The organism is Desulfosoma sp. (genome assembly GCF_052743555.1).
In genome coordinates this window covers 64136-85846 of sequence record NZ_JBRAHS010000014.1, presented here as the reverse complement: position 1 = coordinate 85846, position 21711 = coordinate 64136, and the positions used below count along the sequence as shown (strand labels likewise).

Genomic DNA, 21711 nt, shown 5'->3' with positions numbered 1-21711 from the left:
AAACGATGATCGAGAGGTACACGCGCCCGGAAATGGGCCGCATCTGGACTCTGGAAAACAAGTACCGTAAATGGCTGGACGTGGAGTTGGCCGTATGCGAGGCGCGCGCCGAACGCGGGGAAATTCCTTCCTGGGCCATTGAGGAGATTCGGGAAAAGGCCGCCTTTCGCGTGGAGCGCATCGAGGAAATCGAAAAAGAAACCCAGCACGATGTCATCGCTTTTCTCACCTGCGTCGCCGAACACGTGGGGCCGGCTTCACGATTCATTCACGAAGGGCTCACGTCTTCCGACGTGGTGGACACCGCCAACGCCCTGCTCTTCTTGGAAGCCTCCGACCTGCTTCTGGAAGACATGGACCGGCTCCTGGCCGTCCTCAAGCGACGGGCCTTTGAATTCAAACACACGGTCATGATGGGCCGCTCCCACGGCGTTCACGCGGAACCCATCACCTTTGGCCTCAAATGGGCCCTTTGGTTCGCGGAAATGCAGAGAAACCGTGAAAGACTGACCCGGGCTCGAGAAACCATGCGCGTGGGAAAAATCTCCGGCGCCGTCGGTACCTACGCCAATATTGATCCCGACATCGAAATTCGCGTCTGCCACAGGCTCGGCCTCATGCCCGTTCCCATTGGCACGCAGGTCGTGCAGCGGGATCGTTACGCCGAATATTTCACGACGCTGGCCCTCATCGGCTGCACGGTGGAAAAAATCGCCGTGGAAATCCGGCACCTGCAGCGGACCGAGGTCCGGGAAGCCGAAGAATATTTCGCTCCGGGTCAGAAAGGCTCTTCGGCCATGCCGCACAAGCGCAACCCCATTGCTTCGGAAAACCTTTCGGGCCTGGCTCGCGTTCTTCGCGGAAACGCTCTGGCGGCTATGGAAAATGTCACCCTCTGGCATGAAAGGGATATCAGCCATTCGTCCGTGGAACGGATCATCGGCCCCGATTCCACGATCCTTTTAGACTACATGCTGGATCGGCTGACACGAGTCCTGGAGAGACTTGTGGCCTATCCCGAAAAAATGCGTCAAAACATGCAGATCACCGGCGGGTTGCTCTTTTCGCAGCGCGTGCTGCTGGCTCTGGTGGCCAAGGGACTCACGCGCGAAGAAGCCTATGCTCTGGTGCAGCGAAACGCCATGAAGGTGTGGCAGGAAGGCGGCGGGCTCAAAGATCGACTCCAGGCCGACCCAGACGTGGCCGCGCTCCTCAGTGCCAGCGAACTGGAGGGCCTCTTCGACCTGGGCTATCACCTGAAACATGTAGACACCATTTTTCAGCGGGTCTTCGGCACCACGTCCCTCTAACGGCCACGCCGGCACCGCCGCCGATGCCGGTCAAGGGTGCCGATGGCCTTCGAAGGGCTTGTTCGGCAATGGCTTGATTATGTCCTGTTAACGTGAGGCTGCATGAGCGGCGCAAACCGCGACGCCGGGTCGCACCTGCGACGCTCCCGCAGAAGGGAAAGAAAACGCCATCGAAAAGCCATTCTCGGACACGCACCCGGGAGGCCGTCCCTCGGAAAAAAGGCCGCGCCCCTCCATTCACCTCGAAGGGACCGGCTCCCGCTGGTCCGCACGCTCGCGGACAGCCGAAAAGCCGTCCCTGCGCAAGCGTCGACAAGGTTCTTCGGGCGGTCACAGGTGCTGAGCGATAGCGCGCAGGGTCTCGGCCGCATCGCCGAGGATATGGAGCCGCAACACAGGTCTGCCGGCGGTCAGCAGCGCTTCCCGGTCACCCAGAGCCTGAGCCGCCACCAAGGTGCCGAAGGTGACCCCGGAGTGTTCCCGGCCCGGTTCGTCGGGAATGGGGAGATCCGTTTTCGGTTCGTCCGTCACTTGAAGGAAAACGCCTTTGCCAGCATCGCCCTTATGGAGCTGTCCCGTGGAATGGAGAAACCTCGGTCCGTAGCCCACCGTTACGGCCTTTTTCGTCCTGTTGCGAAGGGCTTCTTGCAGAACCTGCAACGCCTCGTCCATTGTCGAGGACGGGGCCACATAAGCGTGCACACCGATGTAACCTCCAGGCGGCACGGCATCGACAAAAGCTGTCAGGGCTTCTTCCACCGTGGATGCCGCCACATCGCCTATCAGCGCCACAGAGCCTTGCCGCACAGCCCAAGGCGGTTGGGGCAGCGACCCCGTGGTAAGGTAGGCGGCCAGCATCTTTTTCGCCTGCACCTTGGCCGATTCCACGTCAGGCTGGTCAAAGGGGTGAATGCCCAGCAGATGGCCGGCCACCACCGTGGCGAATTCCCAAAGAAAAAACATGGCCCCCACATCCCACGCGTCACGCGCCCGAATGTGCACTTCGGCCCGTGCCGACTCCTCCAGCCCGTCCTCGAAAACCGGCAACACAGCCGAAGCCCCATCCCCGTGGAGTAAAGTCCTCACAAAGAGGCGATCCGGACCATAAACCTCGGGACCTCCCGGCGGTTCATGAACCACGGGCACAATGCCCTTGCCCTCCTTGCCCGTGCTTTCCGCGATGAGTTGTTCCACCCAGTCGGCCAGATTGGCGAAAGTGGGGTCCATCACCAGAGTGAGCTTGTCTTGGCCTTGAGAGGCCGCCGTACCCAGAACAGCGCCGAGCCACAAGCCCGGATTGCGGCCGGTGAGGATGCCGTCTTGTCGGCGGCAGGCTTCGGCCATGGCTTCCCCTTTTTGCAGAAGAATTTTCACATCGATGCCCACGAGGGCTGCTGGGACGAGGCCGAAAAGTGTCAGGGCCGAATACCTTCCGCCCACATCGGCGTCGTTTAAAAAAATCTTTCGAAACCGCAGGGTCCGACCCAAGGCTTCCAATCCACTGCCCGGATCCGTAATGGCGCAAAAGAAAGCTCCGGGGTTCAGTGTGCCTTTGAGGGCCGAGACTTGGTTGTAGAAGTATTTGAAAAGGGAGAGGGTTTCCACCGTCCCACCGGATTTGGTGGCAACGAGAAAAAGGGTCTTGGAAAGATTACAAGAGGCCCGCACTCGAGAAACGGCCTCGGGATGCGTGGTGTCCAAAACGGTCAAGGTCGGAAAACCAGGCTGAGGCGAAAACATGCAGGACAGCACCTCGGGAGCCAGACTGGACCCGCCCATGCCCAGAAGCACCACCTTTGCAAAACCGCTGTCGCGCACTTCTTGAACAAAGGCCAAAATCTCCGGAACGCGCTCCTTCATGCGTCCGGGCGCTTCAAGCCACCCCAGACGATTGGTAATTTCCGTGGGTTCCGGCTTCCACACGGTGTGATCGCGGCTCCATATGCGCTCTACAATGTTGTCCTTTTGCAACCGTGCCAAGACAGCCTGAACCACTTCGGCCAGCGTCCCCAAACGGCCTGTCACGTGAATACCATCCGGCATGCTGCAACCCCCTGTTTAGGCTGAGCTCCTTTGCACCCTCACACGCAATGGTCTGCTGCGAAACAAAGCATAACAGGGCCGTCAGGATGCGCGGCCGGCACTGTTCGAATACCTTTCTTCCAGGTGTACCAGCACTGCCGCATCTTGGCTCACAGATCCCGTTCCCAAAGCTTCCAGCCCCGTCCGGTCCACGGAACGCCACATTTCCTGGTAGGTCACATCCTTGGCAACGGTCAGAACCACGGCGTAGCCGCCGCCTTGCACCGAGGAATCCGACCGAAACCGAGCCCACAGCGACTGCAGCAACTGCTCCAACACGTGGGCTCGATCAGCTAGATGCCGGGCCTGTTCCGCCGAGGTCGGTTCCCGAAGGAACGCTTCGAAACTTCTGTGAAAGGCATCCCGTTCTTCCAAACCTGCAACAGCCTCAAACCATTGGGCCAGTGCCTGGGAAGGCAACAGATCCATAGGCGGAAGCCTCAAAAGCACCGTCTCCGTGCGCTCCCAAACCTTTCCCTGGCGTTCCCTGGCCGTCTGCAACGCATCCAGCGCCTCGTCCACCACATCCCGTCCCAAGGCAGCCAAGGCCATAGGCTGTCTCATTTCGGATAACCGACTCAATAGTCGAAACCAAAATCCGATGCGCTGGCGCAACAAATAAGCGAAATGCCCCCAGTCGGGACTCAACGGCGGGTTGGTGGTCTCCAAGGCTTTCTGCAGCTCCGCGCTGTCCTCTTCATCGGACCCCAGCGCCTTCAGCAGTTTTTCCTCCAATTGACCCACCTGGCTCAAGTCGGCGGAAAGCTCCAGTTCCCGAAGATCCAAATCCTTGGCCATTTCCAAAAAGACGACCGACTCCATCAGAAGCCCTTCGGCCGCGTCGAAAGGCTTCGGGCCAAAACCTCGAAGCATCGACTGAATATGACTTCGAGTTTCCGGAGCCGCCTCCCCCGCCCAATCCCGGCTCAGGACGGCCATCAGGCCGTCTTTGCCCATGTGAGTTCCCAGGTCTTGATACCCTCTGTAGAGATTTCGCGCCCGTTCCCAAAAATCGTCGGACTGCGGGGGCACAAGCTGTCGGCACAAAGGCTCAACCCATTGTGGAAGGCCGGCCGGCCCGATGGCCCTCAGGCACTGCATCGTCGGCCAGACGGTCAAAAAACATCGAGCCGCCGATTCATGCAAGACACTGTGCGGAAAAAGAAAAAGTCGGTAAATGACATCCTGCATGCCATGCACCTCATGGATCGTTCACGGGTCCGTCCAAAAGAGTGGAACATCGGGCAAGGCAAACCCCGCCATGCGGGCGGCTTCCTCAAGAAGCCGGCGAACGGCATTGCGGCCTTCTGTCCCCACGTCACGGCTGAATTCATTGACAAAGGTTTCGATGTGACGCCGGATGATCGTCGGGGCCATTTCTTGAGCGTGGGCGGAAATGTAGGGCCAAACCTCTTGAGGATGACCATAGGCCCAGTCAAGGCTCTCCACAATGGCCCTATCCACGGCCGCGGCCGTCCGTCGGCCCAGGCTGCGGCGAATGACGATGCAGCCCAAAGGCAGGGGACAGCCTGTGTGGTTTTCCCACCACGCGCCAAGGTCGAGCACCTGGTGAAGACCCAGGTCCGCGTAGGTGAAGCGCCCTTCGTGAATGACCACCCCGGCGTCGACTTCCTGCGCCATCACCGCGGGCATGACCTTTTCAAAGGACATTTCCACCCGCCGACCACGGTGCAGTCCGCTCATTTCCAGAAGAAGGTTCGCCGTGGTGAAACGGCCGGGGATCGCCACGGCGGCCTCTAAGAGATCTTCCGGCCTCAAGGGCCTGCGGGCCACCACAATGGGGCCGCAGCCTCGGCCGAGAGCGCCTCCGGATCGCAGGAGCCAGTAATCTTTCAGGCAATGCATGGCTGCATGAAACGAAATCTTGGTGATGTCCAGGCGGGCTTCCCTGGCATGGCGATTCAACACTTCCACGTCGGCCAGAAAAGGCTTCACGTGCAGCCCTTCAGGCCGAACGGCACCCTTGGCCAAACCGCCGAAAATGAAGGTATCATTGGGGCACGTGGAAAAACCCATGGACAGGCTTTGGATCACAAGCCTCCTCCTTCCTGGAAACGGACATCTGCAGTAGCCATGACCCCACCACGGCATGACTGTGAGCCAAGGCGTCCGGGATGCGCCACCATCGTTTGTTTCGTACGCCCGCTCGATTGCTGATGCCTCGACACTGCACCACGGGCACCCCGTAACGGCGGCACACCTGCACCACCGCACTCCCCTCCATGTCTTCCGCCCACGCATGATAGCGGGCGAAACGCTGCCGGGCGACCCACTCGTCGCCGCTGCACATTCCTACCGTAACCGACGGTCCGAAAGCCACCTGAAAAACGTCGGCCGTCGAAGTTCTCAGACCCGCCGTTCCATCTTCGGCCGTCAACGTCCCCTTCGCTGTTGACTTGTCCCCTGCCACCGGGCGCGCCCAACGCCGTTCCGAGGCGAAAAGCTCCACGGCATACAACCCGGCCGGCGTCAGCGCCGCCACGCGCTGCACGGCCGCATCCTCTGTGAGCTTAAAACGTTCATAAACCGGGCGGCCCATTTCTTCGGCCACGGGAAAGCCTAGTGCTTTCATGGAACCCCAACCGTTCCGTTCCCAAACCCCTTCATCGCCTAAAAGAACAGTGTCGGAAACCAAAACATCGCCTACCATTAACGGCCCTTCGGCGTAGGCTCCGGCGCTGCCGACCAACCAGATCTGGGCTGGCCGAAAGCGTTCCACCAAAACCGCCGATCCAGCGGCGGCATTGACCTTTCCAACGCCCAAGCACGCCAGACCCAATCGAAGGCCCCCGAATGTCCCCATTCGGACGATTGTCCACGGCGTTTCCCGCCGGTACCGTTCCTCAAGCCAGCCTTCCAGGGGATCCAGCTCATGGGGAACGGCCCCGACAATCAAAACATCCACATGTTCAACCATTTTTTTTCGGCACATTCCCAAGGTTCATGGTGCTTTGACAAGTCGACGAACCCCTCCAAGAATAGCTCTTTGGCGCCCTCTTCGTTCCATTCTGTAGGAGCGCAGCACAGCGCCGTAAAAGCGCCGCACAGCGCGATCTGGCGTCGCGGCGTGCGCCGCTTCCACAACATCGCGCCCAAAGGAGGTAGCCAAACCGTTACCGGAGACGATCCTAAGCTATCAGGGAGCCAAAAGCCATGTCAACGCGCGCACCGTCACCGACGCTGGTTGACTTTGCGCGGCTGCCTCTTTATGAAGCTCTCGCGGGGAAACGGGGCCGGCGGGGGGTGACGAACCTAAATAATGGTTCGAAAAGGTCTCGTAGGCGTCGTTCGGGCACGCATGTCACCAGGAGCCTGTTCGAGAACACCTGCAGCGGGAGCGGCGCAAGCCGCGATGCCTGATCGCGCCTTGCGGCGCTCCTACAAGCTCAAACCGTCCTCCAAGGTCAAACCGAAAGGATGCGGCCAAACCATGGTGAGACAAGCCCTAGGGAAGGAGCGCATCCTCGCGGTGCATTATGCGATGAAACCGGCTTGTGCTGTTCCGAACATCGGCGGACGGGCCAAAGTTCGCCTGGAAAGAGCATGACTGACATATCTTTTGTGTTGTTTGATTCCCACACAGTTGCGCACATCGTTGCGCACATCGACAATACATGGTTGTCCCGTACTTGTGTCATACTTGCCATACTTGATGCTTGGTGATTGAGTGGCGGAGGGACAAAGTCCGCTCCTGACAAAAACATGGTTGTCCCATAATGAAGATTATGGAGCACCAGAAAACCTTCCGCAACGATGCGCTGAAAATCGGGCCTGTCACTGTGCATCCCCCAGTGATCATGGCCCCCATGGCCGGAGTGACGGACGGAGCGTTCCTCACCGTGGTTTCCCGCTTCGGGGTAGGGCTGGTGACCTCAGAGATGATGAGCGCCGAAGGATTTCGGCGCCAGGATCCGTCCGCTGAAAGAATTTTGGCCGTTCCCACGAGGGTTTCCGTCCCTGTGGCGATCCAGATTTTTGGAGCCGATCCGAAAGTCATGGCGGAAGCGGCTCGGGCGGCACAGGACCACGGGGCCGCCATCATCGACATCAATGCCGGATGCCCTGTGCGCAAGATCGTGCGCCAAGGTGCCGGCGCCGCCCTGCTTCGGGACCCGGATCGGCTTCTGCGCATTGTGGAAACCGTCAAGGGGGCCGTCTCCGTTCCTGTGACGGTCAAGACACGCCTGGGATGGAACCATAACGAGGTGCGGGTGCTGCCCTTGTGTCGGGGGCTTCAGAACGCGGGAGCCGACGCGGTGACCCTCCATGCCCGCACGGCGCAGCAGAGCCTTTCCGGTGCAGCGGACTGGACATGGATCGGCACAGTCAAAGCCCAATTGTCCATTCCCGTCATCGGCAACGGGGATGTGACCACTCCGTCCGACTTCCATGGCATGAGGCAAAAAACGGGCTGTGACGGCGTCATGATCGGCCGGGGGGCTCTGGGAAATCCCTGGCTCTTTTCGGCCATTGCGCAACAGTTCGATCCCGACGGAGTGAGGGCTGCTCAACCCACGTGGGACGAATTCCTGTGGACCGTGCAGGACCACGTTCGGCTTTTCACTCGAGAAAAACCCAAAGCCATCGGGGCCCTGCGAAAGCATCTGGTGTGGTACACTAAAGGATGTCCCAATGGTTCGGCATGGCGATACCGCTTTATGGGAGCGTCCGACGTGCCTGGGTTATTGCAGCTACTGGACGGCTTCGTTTCGGAACTTACGGCTTCAGGCGCCGACCTGATGCGTTGTAAGGTGCGGGAAAACGGGACGGAACACCCATGAAAGTCATTGTGGCGGAAACGGCGGGTTTTTGCCAAGGGGTTCGCACGGCGCTGGAAATGACCCTGGAGACGGCCCGATCTCCAGAAAAGAAACCTCTGTGCACCTTCGGGCCGCTCATTCATAACCGGCAAGTCCTGGCCATGCTCAAGGAACGTGGAGTGGATGAAGCGGCCACCGAACAAGAATGCCGAAACCGATGGGTGGTCATTCGCGCCCATGGCATCCCTCCGGAACAGCGACGGCGCCTGAAGGCCATGGCCCTGGGACTCATCGACGCGACCTGCAAGCGCGTGGCTCGCGTTCAGGCCATCATTCGCAAGTATGCGCGCAAGGGCTACCACACCATCATCGTGGGCGATGCGGATCATGCGGAAGTCATCGGCCTGATGGGATACACGGAAGGCCGAGGTGTGGTCGTGCACTCGCCCCAAGATCTGGATCGCTTGCCGGACGATTGGCCTCTCGTCCTCTTGGTGTCCCAAACCACCCAAAATGAAGACCTGTTCCAGGCCGTTGAGGCACGGTTTCGAAAAAAGTTTCCTCAAGGCGTGGTGGAAAACACCATCTGCGGCGCCACCCATGAACGTCAAAACGAAATCCGGCGTTTGTGTAGACACGTGCAGGCCATGGTCATCGTGGGCGGCACCCACAGCGGCAATACCATACGGCTGGCCCAGACGGCCCGAGAATGCGGTGTCCCCACATATCATGTGGAAACCGAAAAGGATTTGGACCCTCGGGAACTTTCCCGCTATCACACGGTGGGAGTGTCCGCGGGAGCGTCCACGCCCAATTGGATGATTCGTCATGTGGTGCGGTATCTGGAAAGCCTTGAACCGGCCCCGCGCACTGTGCACATCGCGATATGGCGACGTCGCATGGAAAAGCTCGCTTACACCAATGCCGCCTCGGCCGTCGCTGCAGGGCTTTTGACGGCGGCGGTCTCGGCCCTGACCCGTTTACCCATCGGTTATCTGCCTATCATTATGGCCGCCTTCTATGCTTTTGCCATGCACACGCTGAACCGCTACATCGATCGGGAAGCTCTACAACTAAACGATCCGCTGCGGGCCGCCTATTACATGAAAAACCGCACGGCCTTTACCGCTGCAGGCATCGCTGCCGCCTTCGCCGCGCTGGTCAGCGCCGGCCTGCATGGCCCGGCGACGGGTCTTTTCATGGTGTTGATCCTTGCCTTTGGATCCCTGTATGCGGTGCCCATTTTTCAGTCTCGGTGGATCGAACAGGCAACCATTCTGAAGATTAAGGATATTCCGGGATCCAAGACCTTTACCGTGCCCTTGGCCTGGGCGAGCGTCACCGTGTGGCTGCCGCATCTTGGGGATGTGCCACTGGGCTTTGGCCGATTGCTTTATGCCTTCGTGCTGGTTTTTCTGCTCGTTCTCGCCCGCACCGCCTTCCTGGACTGTCTGGACATTCAAGGGGACCGATTGGTGGGGCGAGAAACCATCGTGGTTTTGTGGGGCGAACAAAAGGCGGGCCTCTTTATCGCGCTTGTCTTGATACTACTGGCCGCGGCCTCACTCCTGGGGACGTATTGGAAGCTGGGCTCGCCTTTTGGCATTTTTTTCGCCGTCGCTGCTGCTGTCTATGGTGTTTTTTTTCGGTTTTCGAGAGGTCGCCGCATCAAGGATGCGGCTTACTTGGAGACCCTGATCGAATCCGTGCTCATGGGGCTGGGACTTCTCGGATGCCTTTGGATCTGGTTGGAAAGCCTCTAAGATGGGCTCAGCACAGATGGTGCCGAACCTGATCAGCGTCATTATTCCCACGCGTAACCGCGCCGCCATGGTCCGTCAAGCGGTCGAATCCGCGCTGGCTCAGAAAAGTGTTTCCCTGGAACTGATTGTCGTGGACGACGGCTCTCAGGATGACACGCCCTCCCTTCTCGCCTCATACGGTGAGGCAGTGCTCCGCCTGCGGCTGGATCCTTCCCAAGGCGTCAGCGCAGCGAGAAACGCAGGAATTTTGGTTTCCCGAGGGGAATGGATCGCTTTTTTGGATTCCGACGACTTGTGGCTTCCCGGAAAGCTTCGCGCCCAGTTGGACTATTTCCGGCAACATTCGCACATGCGCATCTGTCAAACGGAGGAAATCTGGATCCATAAGGGGCGGCGGCGCAACCCCAAAAAGTATCACGCCAAGCCGTCCGGATGGTGCTTTGAACGTCTTCTGGAACGCTGCCTGGTCAGCCCGTCGGCGGTGATGCTCCATCGATCGCTCTTGGACGAGGTAGGACTTTTTGACGAGTCGCTGCCCGCCTGTGAAGATTACGACCTCTGGCTGCGCATCGGGTGCCGTCACCCCATTGGGCTGGTGCCAAGGCCTTTGGTGATCAAACGAGGCGGCCACGAAGACCAATTGTCCGCGACCACTCCAGCTCTGGACCGTTTTCGACTGCTGGCTTTGTCCAGGCTTTTGAAAACGGCGCCGCTTTGCCCCACCCAGCGCGCTCAGGCCTTTCATGTGCTGCAAAAGAAAGCTTCCATCTACGCCGCCGGCTGCCTCAAACGGGGAAAAACCGACGAAGCCTCCTGGGCCTTGAACCTCGCCCAAGTCGGTAGCTCCATTTCTCAAAAAACCCCGGCCTCCCGGTTCTCTGCCTAAAAGCTCGTCCGACGATGGTTTGGCCGCGTCTTTTTGGCTCGAAACAGTTAAAGCGCCGAGGAGCGCGATCAGGGATCGCGGCTTGCGCCGCTCCTCTAGCTCCCGAGACGTCTCAAAAAGCCTGAAGAATCTTTTCCAGAACGGCTTCCATCTCTCCGGGACCGTATTTTTTGGCCGGCCACGGGACTTTGAACCCGTCCCCGCTTTTTCGAGGCATCAGGTGAAAGTGGACGTGAAAGATTTCCTGACCCGAAATTTCGTAATTGTTCTGAAGAATATTCATCCCTTCGGCGTCTGTTCCTTTAAAGACCGCGGCGGCCACCTTTTGCAGAGCCGCTCCGCACGCCGCAGCCTCCTGCGGTGTCATCTCAAAGAGGGTCTCCACATGTTTTTTGGGAATCAGCAGGGTATGGCCGGGCATGAGAGGATTGATGTCCAGAAATGCAAGCACATGGTCATCTTCGTAGACCTTGGCGCAGGGAATTTGCCCGGAAACAATCCGACAAAAAATGCAATCCGTCATGGCTTCACCTCCATGCATCCACGCCTGCTTTATGGCACCTCTGTTGCCTAAAGCCTCTTTCGGTTCTATAGTCCGTGACGGGATGCGGCCTTTCGCAGCATGTTCGAGAACACCGTTCGTAGGAGCGGCGCAAGCCTCGCCCTCAGGCTTGGGCGGGTCCTTGGCCATTCGGGTCAGTGTGGCGATGGCGCCCTGCGGCGCTTCTGCAGAATAAAACGCAAAGGCCGTCAAAACGTCATTCTCGGGCATACCCCTGGCCGTCCCGGCATCACCATACGATGGGAAGGTTCGGTTGTGCAAGTTCCGGCTGCATTCTTCAAAGACCTTATGGGCGGAGTGAAAAATGCGGCCATCATGGAGAGAGACGATGACGCTGGACGATCTGTACGCGATGATTCCTTCTATGGCCTGCATTCCCGGATGCACCGACTGTTGTCGTCTTTTCGGAATTCCTTCAAGAACCCAAGAAGAAGACAGACGGATTCGAGCGTATTTGAAGGCCCAAGGACGACATCTTTTGAAGGCGCAGGGAACCACATGCCCTTATCTTTCACCGGACGGCTGCACCATTTACCCGGTGCGGCCTTTCACCTGTCGGTTGTTCGGCGCATCGCTCAACGCACTCTGTCCCCACGGGGCACGCCCAGTGGAAATGCTGCATGAGGATGTGGAAGCAGAGCTGCACCATCGTTATCGTCTTTTGTGGCCTTGACTTTTCGGCTCGTGGAGCGCCTCACGGGCCCATGAACCAGGAAAACTGTGAGCTTTCGGCATGGACTTTCAAAAATTTCGAACAGGGAATCGCAAGATTCTTTTCCGCTTGACGGTCTGCAGCGCCCTTTTGGGTGTCGGCATCGCCGGCATGGCGGCCTTGGCCTCCTTGAAAAAGCCCCCTGCGCAAGCCGCATTCCAGGAGCAAACCTACAAAGTGGAAGTCCTTCAGGCACATCTGGAAGATGTGCCCGTGGTTTTGACCGGTTACGGAGAAGCACACTCCGTGCGCTTGGTGAGTCTGTCTTCGGAAGTGTCGGGAAGGGTCCTGGCCGTGCATCCTCGATGGTTTGTGGGGGAAATCATTCCGAAAGACGAGGTGTTATTTCAGATCGATCCCCGCGACTACGAGGCAGCCTTGGCCGAATCGCACGCTGTGGTGTCCCAGTTGGAAAATACGGTGATGCGCCTTGAAAAGGAATGGGCCCTGGAAAAACGGCGCCTGAGCGTGCTGCAGCGCACCCGGGATCTGGCCTTAGCGGAATATGAAAGGCTGAAAAGGCTTTACGAAGAGAGCCGTGTTGGGGACCAGGTCTGCCGTGGAAGCAGCGGAAAAAGCCTACAACCAGGCCGTGGATCAGGTGCATATTCTGGAACAGAGCCTGGCACTGTATCCCATACGATTGCGTGAAGCCCAAAGCAGTCTGGAAGCCGCTCGAGCGCAACGTCAACGGGCGGCAACGCAGCTGGAACGATGCACCGTGCGGACGCCCTTTACCGGGCGGATTGCCGCAAAATCTGTTGAGCTGGGGCAATTCCTCAGCCCCGGCACCCCCGCTGTCACCCTTGCCGATGATTCGCTGCTGGAAATCTTCGTGCCTCTCGACAGCGACGATGTGCGCCGATGGTTGATCTTTGACAAAAACCCTTCGGCGTCGGACGTCACGTGGTTTCAGGGTGTGCGGCAGGTTCCGTGTGTGGTCCGTTGGGTCGAAGACCCTCAAGGCCATACCTGGAAAGGTTTCCTGCATCGAGCGGTGTCCTTTGATCGCACCAGCCGAACGCTCACCGTGGCCGTGCGCGTCTCCGGAAGCGGGGCCACGCCGAAGGGCGCCTCGGGAATGCCCCTGGCCGATGGCATGTTTTGCGCCGTGGAGATTCCCGGTCGTATGCTCCACCAGGTGGTGCGATTGCCTCAATGGGCCGTCACCTACGACAATCAGGTTTATCTGGCTGTCAACGATCGGTTGAAGACGGTTTCCGTTCAGGTGGCCCGCCTGCAAGGCGAGGAAGCTTTCATTGCCCAAGGGATTCACCAAGGCGACTGGGTGATCGTCACCCGCCTGGTGAATCCTCTGGAAAACATGTTCCTTGACACCACACCCTTTTTCCCACAGCCGCCGAAGGAAACAACACCATGAAAACCATCCTGGCGGCTTTTGCTCAAAACAGGGTCTTCGCCAATATCGTGCTGGTCCTGATCTTTACGGCGGGCATCATGGCCAGCTTTTTAATGCTCAAGGAAAATTTCCCCGAATTTTCCCTGGACATGATCACCATCAGCGTGCCGTACCCCGGAGCCGCCCCGGAGGAAGTGGAAGAGGGGATTTGCCGAAAGATGGAAGAAGCCCTGAAAGGGGTGGAAGGCATCAAGCAGATCATCACGCAGGCTCGAGAAAACGCGGGCACAGCCACCATTGAGGTCATGGAAAACGTCGACCTTCGTGTGGTGTTGGATCGCGTTCGAGCTAAAATCGACGCCATTTCCACTTTTCCTGTGGACGCAGAACGGCCAGTGATCACGGATGTCACACTGCGCAGTCCCGTCGCCCTGGTATACCTTTCCGGCGACATGAGCGAAGAGCGCCTCAAGGAATGGGCCGAGCGGGTCAAAGACGATCTTCAAGCTCTGCCCGAAATTTCCCAGGTGGAAACCTTCGGCACCCGCGACTACGAGATTCAAATCGAAGTGTCGGAACCGACGCTGCGCCGCTACGGTCTCACCTTCGCGCAGGTGGCCGATGCTGTGCGCCGGAGCAATCTCAATATGGCCGGCGGCACCATACGCACCGAAGGAGAAGAAATCCGCGTGCGCACTATGGGGCGCCGATACCGGGGTGAAGAATTAGCTTCCCTCGTGCTGCTCGCTACGCCCGACGGGGCCATGATTCCTCTGGGACGCGTGGCTCGTGTGGTGGACGGCTTTACGGAAGACCCCATTCGAGCTTCGGTGAACGGCCAAAGCGCGTCATGCTCATTGTGTTCAAAACATCCCAGGAAGACGCTCTGGCCATCTCCAGTGCCGTTGCCCGCTACGTGGAGCGAAAGTCCAAAGAAACACCCGATACCTTGCATATCCACATTCTTTACGACACGACGGACATGCTGCGAGCCCGCATTCGGCTTTTGCTCAGAAACGGCCTGAACGGCCTCGCCCTGGTGCTCGTTTTGCTGTGGCTTTTTCTGGACGCACGGCTGGCCTTTTGGGCCGGTATGGGCATTCCCGTTTCCATCGCGGGAGCTTTGGGCATCATCTGGGGCTTTGGGGGCACCATCAACATGATTTCCCTCTTTGCTCTGATTATGGTTCTAGGCATCATCGTGGATGATGCCATCGTGGTGGGTGAATCCATCTTCGTCCACCGTCAAAGAGGAGATCCGCCTCTGTAGGCCTCGGTGGAAGGCACGGCGGAAGTGGGTTTTCCCGTCATCGCCGCGGTGACCACCACCATCGTGGCTTTTGTGCCCTTGGCCTTTGTGGGCGGTATCATGGGAAAATTCATTGCCATTCTCCCTCAGGTCGTGGTGGCCTGTTTGAGCATTTCCCTTCTGGAATGCCTGATGCTCCTTCCGGCCCACCTCAATGAACCGCCCGACACAAATCCCCAAGGATCCCCTGGGGGTCCCCTGCGGCGGTTTCTCAACGGTTTGCAGGAAAAGGTGCAACGGGCCATGGCATGGTTCGTTGAACGCATGTATCTCCCGTCTTTACGATTCCTGCTTCATTGGCGTTACATCGGCATGTGTGCGGCCATTGCCGTCCTTCTCATCAGTGTCGGTGTCATTCAAGGGGGTATCGTCAAGTTTGTTGTTTTTACGGAAATCGACGGCTTCGTGCTCAATGCCACCATCGAGTTTCCCGAGGGCACGCCCGCGGACGTGACCCAAGATGCCGTCACCCGAGTGGAAAAAGCGCTCCTTCGCCTCAATGATCGTTTCAAGACGCGCTCAGGACGCCCCATGCTGGTGGACCGCCTGGCGCTGGTGGGTCAGACCCTAGGGCAAACCCCGGCCCATGGTCCTCATTACGGAGCCATTCAAGCGATCTTATTGGATTCCGAAGAGCGCGGGATTCATTCCAAAGACATTATGGTGGCGTGGGAAAAGGAAACTGGACCCATTGCCGTGGCCAAGTCCTTAACCTTTGAGGGAATGGAGACGGGGCCTCCTGGAGCGCCCATTGAAGTGTGGATTCAAGGGGAAAACATGGACCATATTGTGGCCGTGTCCAAAGAGCTGATGGAACGGCTGCACCGATTCGACGGGGTATACCAGATTCGATCCGACTATGCGGCGGGCAAAAGAGAGCTTCGGCTTCGACTGAAACCCGAAGCGCACACCCTGGGGCTGACCGTGGATGATTTAGCCCGTCAGATCTATGCCGGTTACTACGGCGAAGAAGCTCTGAGGATTCAACGGGGCCGGGATGATCTTCGCATTAAGGTGCGCTATACGGACCAGGAGCGAAAAGACCTCTCCAGGCTGGACCAGGTGCGCATTCGAACCCCCAAGGGTGCTCAGGTGCCTTTGCGATCAGTGGCTTTCGTGGAATACGCTCCTGGATATGCGGTCATTACAAGAACAGACGGCATGCGCCGCGTGGCCGTTAGTGCTGCGGTGGATAGTGATCGAGCCAACGCCAACGAGATCTTACAGGACCTTTCCGCCAACTTTTTCCCCGATCTGGAAAAGCGTTACCCGGGATTGCGCATCGCACTGCAGGGGGAAAAGAAAAAGATGCGCGAATCTCTTTCCAGCCTCAAAGTGGGTTTTCCATTGGCTCTGCTCGGCATCTTCATCATCCTCGCCACCATCTTTCGATCCTACATGCAGCCCATCATCATCATGGTGACCATTCCCTTTGGGCTCATCGGCGCCGTGGTGGGACACCTCCTGATAGGTTTTGACATCTCCATTATGAGCCTCTTCGGCATGGTGGCCTTGACCGGCGTCGTGGTTAACGACGCCATCGTGCTCATCGAACGCGTCAACGAAAATCTGGCCGAAGGCATGCGCTTCTTTGACGCTCTCATGGAAGCCGGGCGGCGACGATTTCGCGCGATCATTCTGACCACGATAACCACCGTGGGAGGCCTTATGCCCATGATTTTGGAAACGAACTTTCAGGCGCGGTTTCTCATTCCCATGGCCGTGACCCTGGCTGCCGGGGTCGCCTTTGCCACGGTGCTCACGCTGGTGCTGATCCCGGCCCTTTTGGCCATTCTCAACGACGTGCGTGTGCTGCTCTACCGCGTTCGCAACGGGCGCTGGCCTTATCGTCGAGAAGACGTGGAACCGGCGCGTCGTCGCCGAGGCAACGGCCTGGAAGCTTCGGCATCCGACGCAGCCAAGGCCCTTGCCGCCTGAGGGCCGGCCCGAGAGGGTTGTCCAAGGTTTCTGAGGAAAAGCAAGGCATGCGACACCACCACATTTTTCCATTGGCGGCCCTCCTTTTGGTCTGGCCTTTGATCGACCTGCATGCCGGCGGCGTGCCCCTCCACGATTTGGTTTCGGGCGTCGACGCTTTCACGCCGGCCCCATCGCCTGCCGTGCCGGCTGTATTGGACCTCCAAACAGCCCAAAGGCTCGCTCTCCAAAACAACCCTTCTTTGCAGGCGGCTCTGGCTCGAGCGGCTCAAGCCCATGAGCGGGTTCGCCAGGCCTGGTCGCGGTACCTGCCGCGCTTGGAAGGAACAGCCGGTGCCACTCATGTGCGCCCACCGAAAAATCAAAGACCCGCCTTGCCATCCTCGGGTTTTTCTTTCGTCACTTCCAACGTCTTTTCCACAGGTCCTCAAGACGTCTACCAAGCGGCTCTGAATGCCACCCTCACGCTTTTTGACGGCTTTCAAAGGGAATTCGCTCTAGCCGCCGCCCGCTTCAGCGAACAGGGTTCCCAGGCGGCTTACCGTGAGGCGCAGCGGGTTCTGCTCAGCGCCGTCGCCGAGAGCTACTTTCTGGCGCAGCTCGCGCGCCAGCGTCGCACCATTGCGGAAGCCGATGAAGCTTTTAACCTTAGGCAGCTCAAAGACGCTCAGGCCAGAGAAGCTGCGGGTGCCGGGTCTTTAAGCGATGTTTTGACCTTTCAGGTGCAGGTCAACCTGGCACGCGCTCAGAAAATCCAAGCCGATCAAGAAGAGCGCGTGGCGCTTACCGGCCTGGCCGCCCTTATGGGACTTCCCGAAGGCACATTCGATCGATCCATAACCCTGGCCCCCCTTGGCGAACCCGACCCGGAACGGCTTTGGATGCCTTCCATCCAGGATGCCTTGGCCTATGCCACAAAGCACCGGCCCGACTTGGACCAATCGCGTTTCGCCCTGCAAGCTGCTGAGGCCGGCGTGGGGTCGGTCAAATCCCGGTTCTTTCCGTCGGTGAACCTTTTCGGGACCCTGGAAGGATCCCGGATTCATGATGCGGGCCTTGCGCGAGACGATTTCGGTTCGTCGGTGGGCATCGCCCTGGTCGTGCCCCTCTTTTCAGGCGGAGAAGACGTCTTTCGGGTTCGTGAAGCGCTCCGGTCCCGTAGAGAAGCCCAGGAGACCCTGCGCCAAGGCACCATCAATGCGGCTTCTGAGGTGCAGGCGGCGGTCGAGCAGATTCTGGGCGCTCAGGAGCAGTTTCGGTTGCAGCAGGAAAACGCCGTGTTGGTCAGAAAAAATCGAGACCTGGTGGAAAAAGAATACGCCGCTGGACAAGCTTCTCTTGTGCGGCTCACCCAAGCCCAGCGGGACTTGGTGCAGGCGCAAGGCCAACTTGCTCAAGCGCGGATTGCTCTGGAAAGCGCCTGGGTGAAACTCCACTCAGCAACCGGCCGCATTCTCGAAGGTTTCTAGAATTTTGGCCGAGAATGGCTTTTCAGCGGCGTTTTCCTTTCATTCTGTATGCCAAGCCACAAAAAGTCCATGGCGATGGAAACCTGAGGAGCACCTGGCCTTGCGCCGCTCCGTAAAAGCGCCTGCCCCGTCGGCTCCGACTTCTTGCACCTTCCTGTGGTGTCACCTCTTGCCAAGACCGATGGCGCAAAGCACGAGAATACCCCTGCCAGATCAGCGGTCTTTGCCATGCGCAGGGGAAAAGGCTCAAGGGCAAAGTACGCACGCCGACTCCATGGCTCATCACAGCAAAAGTGTCGATTCCCCAGAAGCAAAAGCCGGGGGTTCATAACGAGTCCTTTGGACAAAAAGCCCGACCAGCGTCGACCTAAGCTCTTTCCAGGCGCTGTGTGCCAGGCAGACCTCGTGGCGTGGACGTCATCGAAGGCCCGACTCCCGCACACCCATACAAAAAATCTTAGAGTGTGGCCTGAGAGCTGGAGGCTGCCAAAAAATTTTCTTGACACGATGCTGGAAGCTGGATTCCAGCGCCCAGCTTAGGTGCCGTAAGGTGCCGTTTTTCTTATCCCCCGGGAAGTCTTGCCGGGCATTTTGGCACGTGGGCGTACCGACGAACGGCTGAGGGTTTCTTATGAAATTCTGGCGAACCCCTTTGGACATCCATGAGATTTACGTCTCCAAGGGCATGGCGTAGATCATCGAAGACCGCTGCAAAGGCTGCGGATACTGCATTGCCTTTTGTCCCCGGGATGTTTTGCAGGAATCCAAACGGTTCAACGCCAAGGGGTATCATCCGCCGAAGTGAAGCATCCGGAAGCCTGCGTCAACTGCCATTACTGTGAAATCATTTGTCCGGATTTGGCCATCTTTTCCATGGAACTGCCGGCGGAGCCTTCCAGAGGGGAGGGCGCCGCAGGGGATTGCTCGGCCGCATCCTGAAAAGCGGGGAGGTTTGTCCATGAAGCCAGCGGTGTGGACCAGCGAACATTTTATCGCCGGTGATGTGGCCTGCGCTGAAGGGGCCCTATCGGCGGGATGCCGTTTTTTTTCCGGCTATCCCATCACACCGGCCACGGAAATTGCGGAGCACATGTCCAATCGGCTCCCCGATGTGAGGGGCACGTATATTCAGATGGAAGACGAAATCGCCGCCATGGGCGCCGTGCTGGGCGCATCCTGTGCCGGGGTCAAGAGCATGACGGCCACGTCGGGGCCGGGATTCAGCCTCATGATGGAAAACATCGGTCTAGGAGCCTGTCCGAGAACACCTTCAGTAGGAGCGGCACCAGCCGCGATGCCTTATCGCGCCGTGCGGCGCTCCCAGAGCCTCAAGCTGAAAGAAGGCGCCAAATCGTTTCAATGAGTTACATGGCTGTCATGGAACTTGAGAAAAATCTTGCAGCGGCTGGCCCTCTGAATCATAGTGCCCCATAGATCACTAAGGTTCTTTTCCTCACGCGGTCTTTGTATGGTCTCTCAGGGTCAAAACACGTGGATGGCTGAACATGAAAGAGCGCATTATTTGACAAGACGTTCAAAGGTTTTTTGTGACCTTCGGCTGCCTATTGGTGCTGACAATCCTGCCGATGCGGCCTTGTGCGGTTTTCTGCGCTCAGGACACGTCTTCCTCCGAAGTCATCATCAACCAGATTGATTCCTCGGGCTTTCCTCAGATCACCCTCTTTGTGTCCGTACAGGATGGCTCCGGCAAAATGATTCGAAATCTTCAAAGTCAGGATTTTGCCGTGACGGAAGATGAAGTGGAACAGTCGCCCCTTGCATTGGAAACCCATCTGCCCTCCATGGCCATGGCTTTGGTCTTGGACACGAGCGGCAGCATGAAAGGAGCCATCGAAACGGCCGGCCGCGCAGCGTCTTCTTCTGCGGATCTTGTGCGACCCGAAGATGAAAAGATGTTCTTGACCTTCAGCGATCGCGTTCAGGTGGCCGAAACCTTCTCGAAAGACAAGGAGGCCGTCAAGAAGGCCATTGGGGCCATCAAGGCACGAGGCAACACCGCTTTGTATGATGCCGCCTGGCAGGCCGTGCGAAGCTTTGAGGACAAGGCCGGAAGAAAAGCCGTGATTCTTTTGACCGACGGCTATGATGGTTTTCAAAAAGTGGCCTCAGTGGCGGTCGATAATACGCGCATGGAAAGCCAAGATCCCAGCATATCGCTGACGGTACAAACCTTTCCTTTGCCGGAAACAAAAGCTCGTTGGATCAAAATCGTGCTTTTAAACAATTACGGTGGGTCTTACGTACAGCTCGGTGAAATCAAGTTGATGGGCTTTTTCACAGCGGATCTTACATCCAACTGGGTGAATTTAAGGCGTTGACGCCCAAACAGTAAGGTGCCTTAGACGCACTGGGCATAGATCGCTGCAAGCCGCTCGGCGACACGGCCTATGTGAAATTTTTGGGGAAACCCCCTGGCCATGTGGCGTCGAAAAGCGTGCAAGGGTGAGGGATCTTCCGAAAAATGCGACAAAATACGGGCTAGGGCAGCCGAGTCGCCCGGCGGCACAAGAGCGCCGCAGGAAGCGGTGCGCACCACCCAGCCCACGCCGGATTCGGGGATGTCGGAAGCGACCACGGGAACGCCGTAACGCCGAGCTTCTAAAAGCACCACGCCAAAGGCTTCCGTTTTTTCCAAGGATGGAAGGCAAAAGAGATCGGCGGTGGCCATGAGCGCCCAGAGGTCCATGTCGGGAAGAAAGCCCGCCAGAGTCACCCGGTCGGTCAGGGCCAGATTGGTCCTGAGCTTTTCCAGAGCGGATCGGCGCTCGCCGTCCCCCACAAGGATCACTCGACAGCCTGGAACCCGGGCCGCAGCCCGCAGGAGTACCTCGTGGCCCTTATAATAGCTCAGGCGACCCGCAGCCAGGACCCTTAGACTCCGGTCAGAACCCCAGAGGCTCCCGGCCCTGGCGACGGGAAGCCCATCAGGGGACGGCAGTCTTTCAGGATCGATCCCCAGAGGCACCACATGGCACTTCAGCCTGTGCGCCTGCAGGGGGCGGCTGCCCGCCAGGTAATCCAGGGATGTGGCAATGACGGCGGCCGCCCGTCGCAACACCGCCTTTTCCAATGGCTGGTAGAGCCGGTACAGCACAGCCAAACGCCTGTCAATCTTCGAAGGAACCACGTCCGCGTGCCAGTGCACCACCCACGGAAGGCGGCGCGCACAGCGCAGCATCAATGCCCAAAAGGCACTAGTGTTGGGTAGATGAAGATGCAGGAGTCGAGGCCTTTCGCTGCGGATCATCTGATATAGTGCCCAAGGAAACCCGGGGCTCAGCGGCGCATGGCTCACTTCACCCAGGGACGGCACAAGACAAACTCCGAAAGGCGAATCTTTTCGAGGGCGTCCATGGGCCAAAACCAAAGGCTTCCATCGCCCCAAGAGCCTCTGGGCTTTCACCAAGTCGCCCACAAAGGTTTCCATACCCCCTTTAAAAGGAGGGTAATACTTGCCCACATGCAGCACCTTGGGTATCTCAACCATTTCTCTTTCCGGCGCTTTTCACACCCGCACT

Annotated in this window: 17 protein-coding genes and 2 pseudogenes; 13 read left to right on the top strand and 6 right to left on the bottom strand. The window is 58.4% G+C overall.

Annotation, left to right across the window (positions count from 1 at the left end):
- Window positions 1-5 precede the first annotated feature (5 nt).
- Complete coding sequence (purB, locus tag ACUVSA_RS10535; protein WP_445894772.1) at window positions 6-1310, top strand: adenylosuccinate lyase; 1305 nt, start codon at window positions 6-8, stop codon at window positions 1308-1310.
- Window positions 1311-1640: 330 nt separating this feature from the next.
- Here the strand turns inward: purB and ACUVSA_RS10530 are convergent, their stop codons facing one another.
- From ACUVSA_RS10530 to ACUVSA_RS10515, 4 genes are all read right to left on the bottom strand, one after another.
- Window positions 1641-3353 (bottom strand): glucose-6-phosphate isomerase, encoded by a 1713-nt coding sequence (locus ACUVSA_RS10530; protein ID WP_445894771.1) that lies wholly within the window; start codon window positions 3351-3353, stop codon window positions 1641-1643.
- An 81-nt stretch (window positions 3354-3434) separates the two neighbouring features.
- Entirely contained in the window at window positions 3435-4583 is a 1149-nt protein-coding gene (locus tag ACUVSA_RS10525; protein WP_445894770.1) for a hypothetical protein, read from the bottom strand.
- 21 nt (window positions 4584-4604) lie between these two features.
- The gene (locus tag ACUVSA_RS10520) at window positions 4605-5447 is read right to left on the bottom strand and encodes a 1,4-dihydroxy-6-naphthoate synthase (RefSeq protein WP_445894769.1); all 843 of its coding nucleotides are present in this window, start codon (window positions 5445-5447) and stop codon (window positions 4605-4607) included.
- The gene (locus ACUVSA_RS10515; RefSeq protein ID WP_445894768.1) at window positions 5404-6330 is read right to left on the bottom strand and encodes a phosphorylase family protein; all 927 of its coding nucleotides are present in this window, start codon (window positions 6328-6330) and stop codon (window positions 5404-5406) included. Before ACUVSA_RS10515 ends, ACUVSA_RS10520 begins: the two co-directional genes overlap by 44 nt.
- A 799-nt stretch (window positions 6331-7129) precedes the next feature.
- On the opposite strand from ACUVSA_RS10515, the gene dusB reads away from it, so the two are divergent.
- The 3 genes from dusB to ACUVSA_RS10500 are packed head-to-tail and all read left to right on the top strand — an operon-like array spanning window position 7130 to window position 10822.
- Entirely contained in the window at window positions 7130-8194 is a 1065-nt protein-coding gene (gene dusB, locus ACUVSA_RS10510; protein ID WP_445894767.1) for a tRNA dihydrouridine synthase DusB, read from the top strand.
- Entirely contained in the window at window positions 8191-9936 is a 1746-nt protein-coding gene (gene ispH, locus ACUVSA_RS10505; protein ID WP_445894766.1) for a 4-hydroxy-3-methylbut-2-enyl diphosphate reductase, read from the top strand. The genes dusB and ispH overlap by 4 nt, the downstream gene beginning before the upstream one ends.
- Before the next feature lie 16 nt (window positions 9937-9952).
- On the top strand, window positions 9953-10822 hold the full coding sequence (locus ACUVSA_RS10500) for a glycosyltransferase family 2 protein (RefSeq protein WP_445890978.1): 870 nt from the start codon (window positions 9953-9955) through the stop codon (window positions 10820-10822).
- A 112-nt stretch (window positions 10823-10934) separates the two neighbouring features.
- On the opposite strand, the gene ACUVSA_RS10495 is transcribed toward ACUVSA_RS10500, so the two are convergent.
- Window positions 10935-11345, bottom strand: a complete 411-nt coding sequence (locus ACUVSA_RS10495; RefSeq protein ID WP_445890979.1) for an HIT family protein — start codon at window positions 11343-11345, stop codon at window positions 10935-10937.
- A 367-nt stretch (window positions 11346-11712) separates the two neighbouring features.
- Here ACUVSA_RS10495 and ACUVSA_RS10490 point away from each other — a divergent pair, with 367 nt between their 5' ends.
- From ACUVSA_RS10490 to ACUVSA_RS10450, 9 genes and pseudogenes are all read left to right on the top strand, one after another.
- On the top strand, window positions 11713-12057 hold the full coding sequence (locus tag ACUVSA_RS10490) for a YkgJ family cysteine cluster protein (RefSeq protein ID WP_445890980.1): 345 nt from the start codon (window positions 11713-11715) through the stop codon (window positions 12055-12057).
- 60 nt (window positions 12058-12117) lie between these two features.
- Window positions 12118-12747, top strand: coding sequence for a hypothetical protein (locus ACUVSA_RS10485; protein WP_445894765.1), 630 nt, complete (start codon window positions 12118-12120; stop codon window positions 12745-12747).
- On the top strand, window positions 12689-13477 hold the full coding sequence (locus ACUVSA_RS10480; RefSeq protein ID WP_445894764.1) for an efflux RND transporter periplasmic adaptor subunit: 789 nt from the start codon (window positions 12689-12691) through the stop codon (window positions 13475-13477). Before ACUVSA_RS10485 ends, ACUVSA_RS10480 begins: the two co-directional genes overlap by 59 nt.
- Window positions 13474-16703, top strand: a pseudogene (locus ACUVSA_RS10475) (efflux RND transporter permease subunit). The gene ACUVSA_RS10480 and the pseudogene ACUVSA_RS10475 overlap by 4 nt, the downstream one beginning before the upstream one ends.
- Window positions 16704-16750: 47 nt before the next feature.
- On the top strand, window positions 16751-18172 hold the full coding sequence (locus ACUVSA_RS10470) for a TolC family protein (protein ID WP_445894763.1): 1422 nt from the start codon (window positions 16751-16753) through the stop codon (window positions 18170-18172).
- Between the two features lie 694 nt (window positions 18173-18866).
- Entirely contained in the window at window positions 18867-18977 is a 111-nt protein-coding gene (locus tag ACUVSA_RS10465) for a 4Fe-4S dicluster domain-containing protein (protein ID WP_445894782.1), read from the top strand.
- Window positions 18974-19111, top strand: a complete 138-nt coding sequence (locus tag ACUVSA_RS10460) for a 4Fe-4S binding protein (protein WP_445894762.1) — start codon at window positions 18974-18976, stop codon at window positions 19109-19111. Before ACUVSA_RS10465 ends, ACUVSA_RS10460 begins: the two co-directional genes overlap by 4 nt.
- Window positions 19112-19130: 19 nt before the next feature.
- A pseudogene (locus ACUVSA_RS10455) lies at window positions 19131-19448 on the top strand (2-oxoacid:acceptor oxidoreductase subunit alpha); the annotation flags it as partial.
- A gap of 271 nt (window positions 19449-19719) precedes the next feature.
- The gene (locus ACUVSA_RS10450; protein WP_445894761.1) at window positions 19720-20511 is read left to right on the top strand and encodes a VWA domain-containing protein; all 792 of its coding nucleotides are present in this window, start codon (window positions 19720-19722) and stop codon (window positions 20509-20511) included.
- A gap of 20 nt (window positions 20512-20531) precedes the next feature.
- Here the strand turns inward: ACUVSA_RS10450 and ACUVSA_RS10445 are convergent, their stop codons facing one another.
- Complete coding sequence (locus tag ACUVSA_RS10445; protein ID WP_445890987.1) at window positions 20532-21680, bottom strand: glycosyltransferase; 1149 nt, start codon at window positions 21678-21680, stop codon at window positions 20532-20534.
- Window positions 21681-21711: the final 31 nt, after the last annotated feature.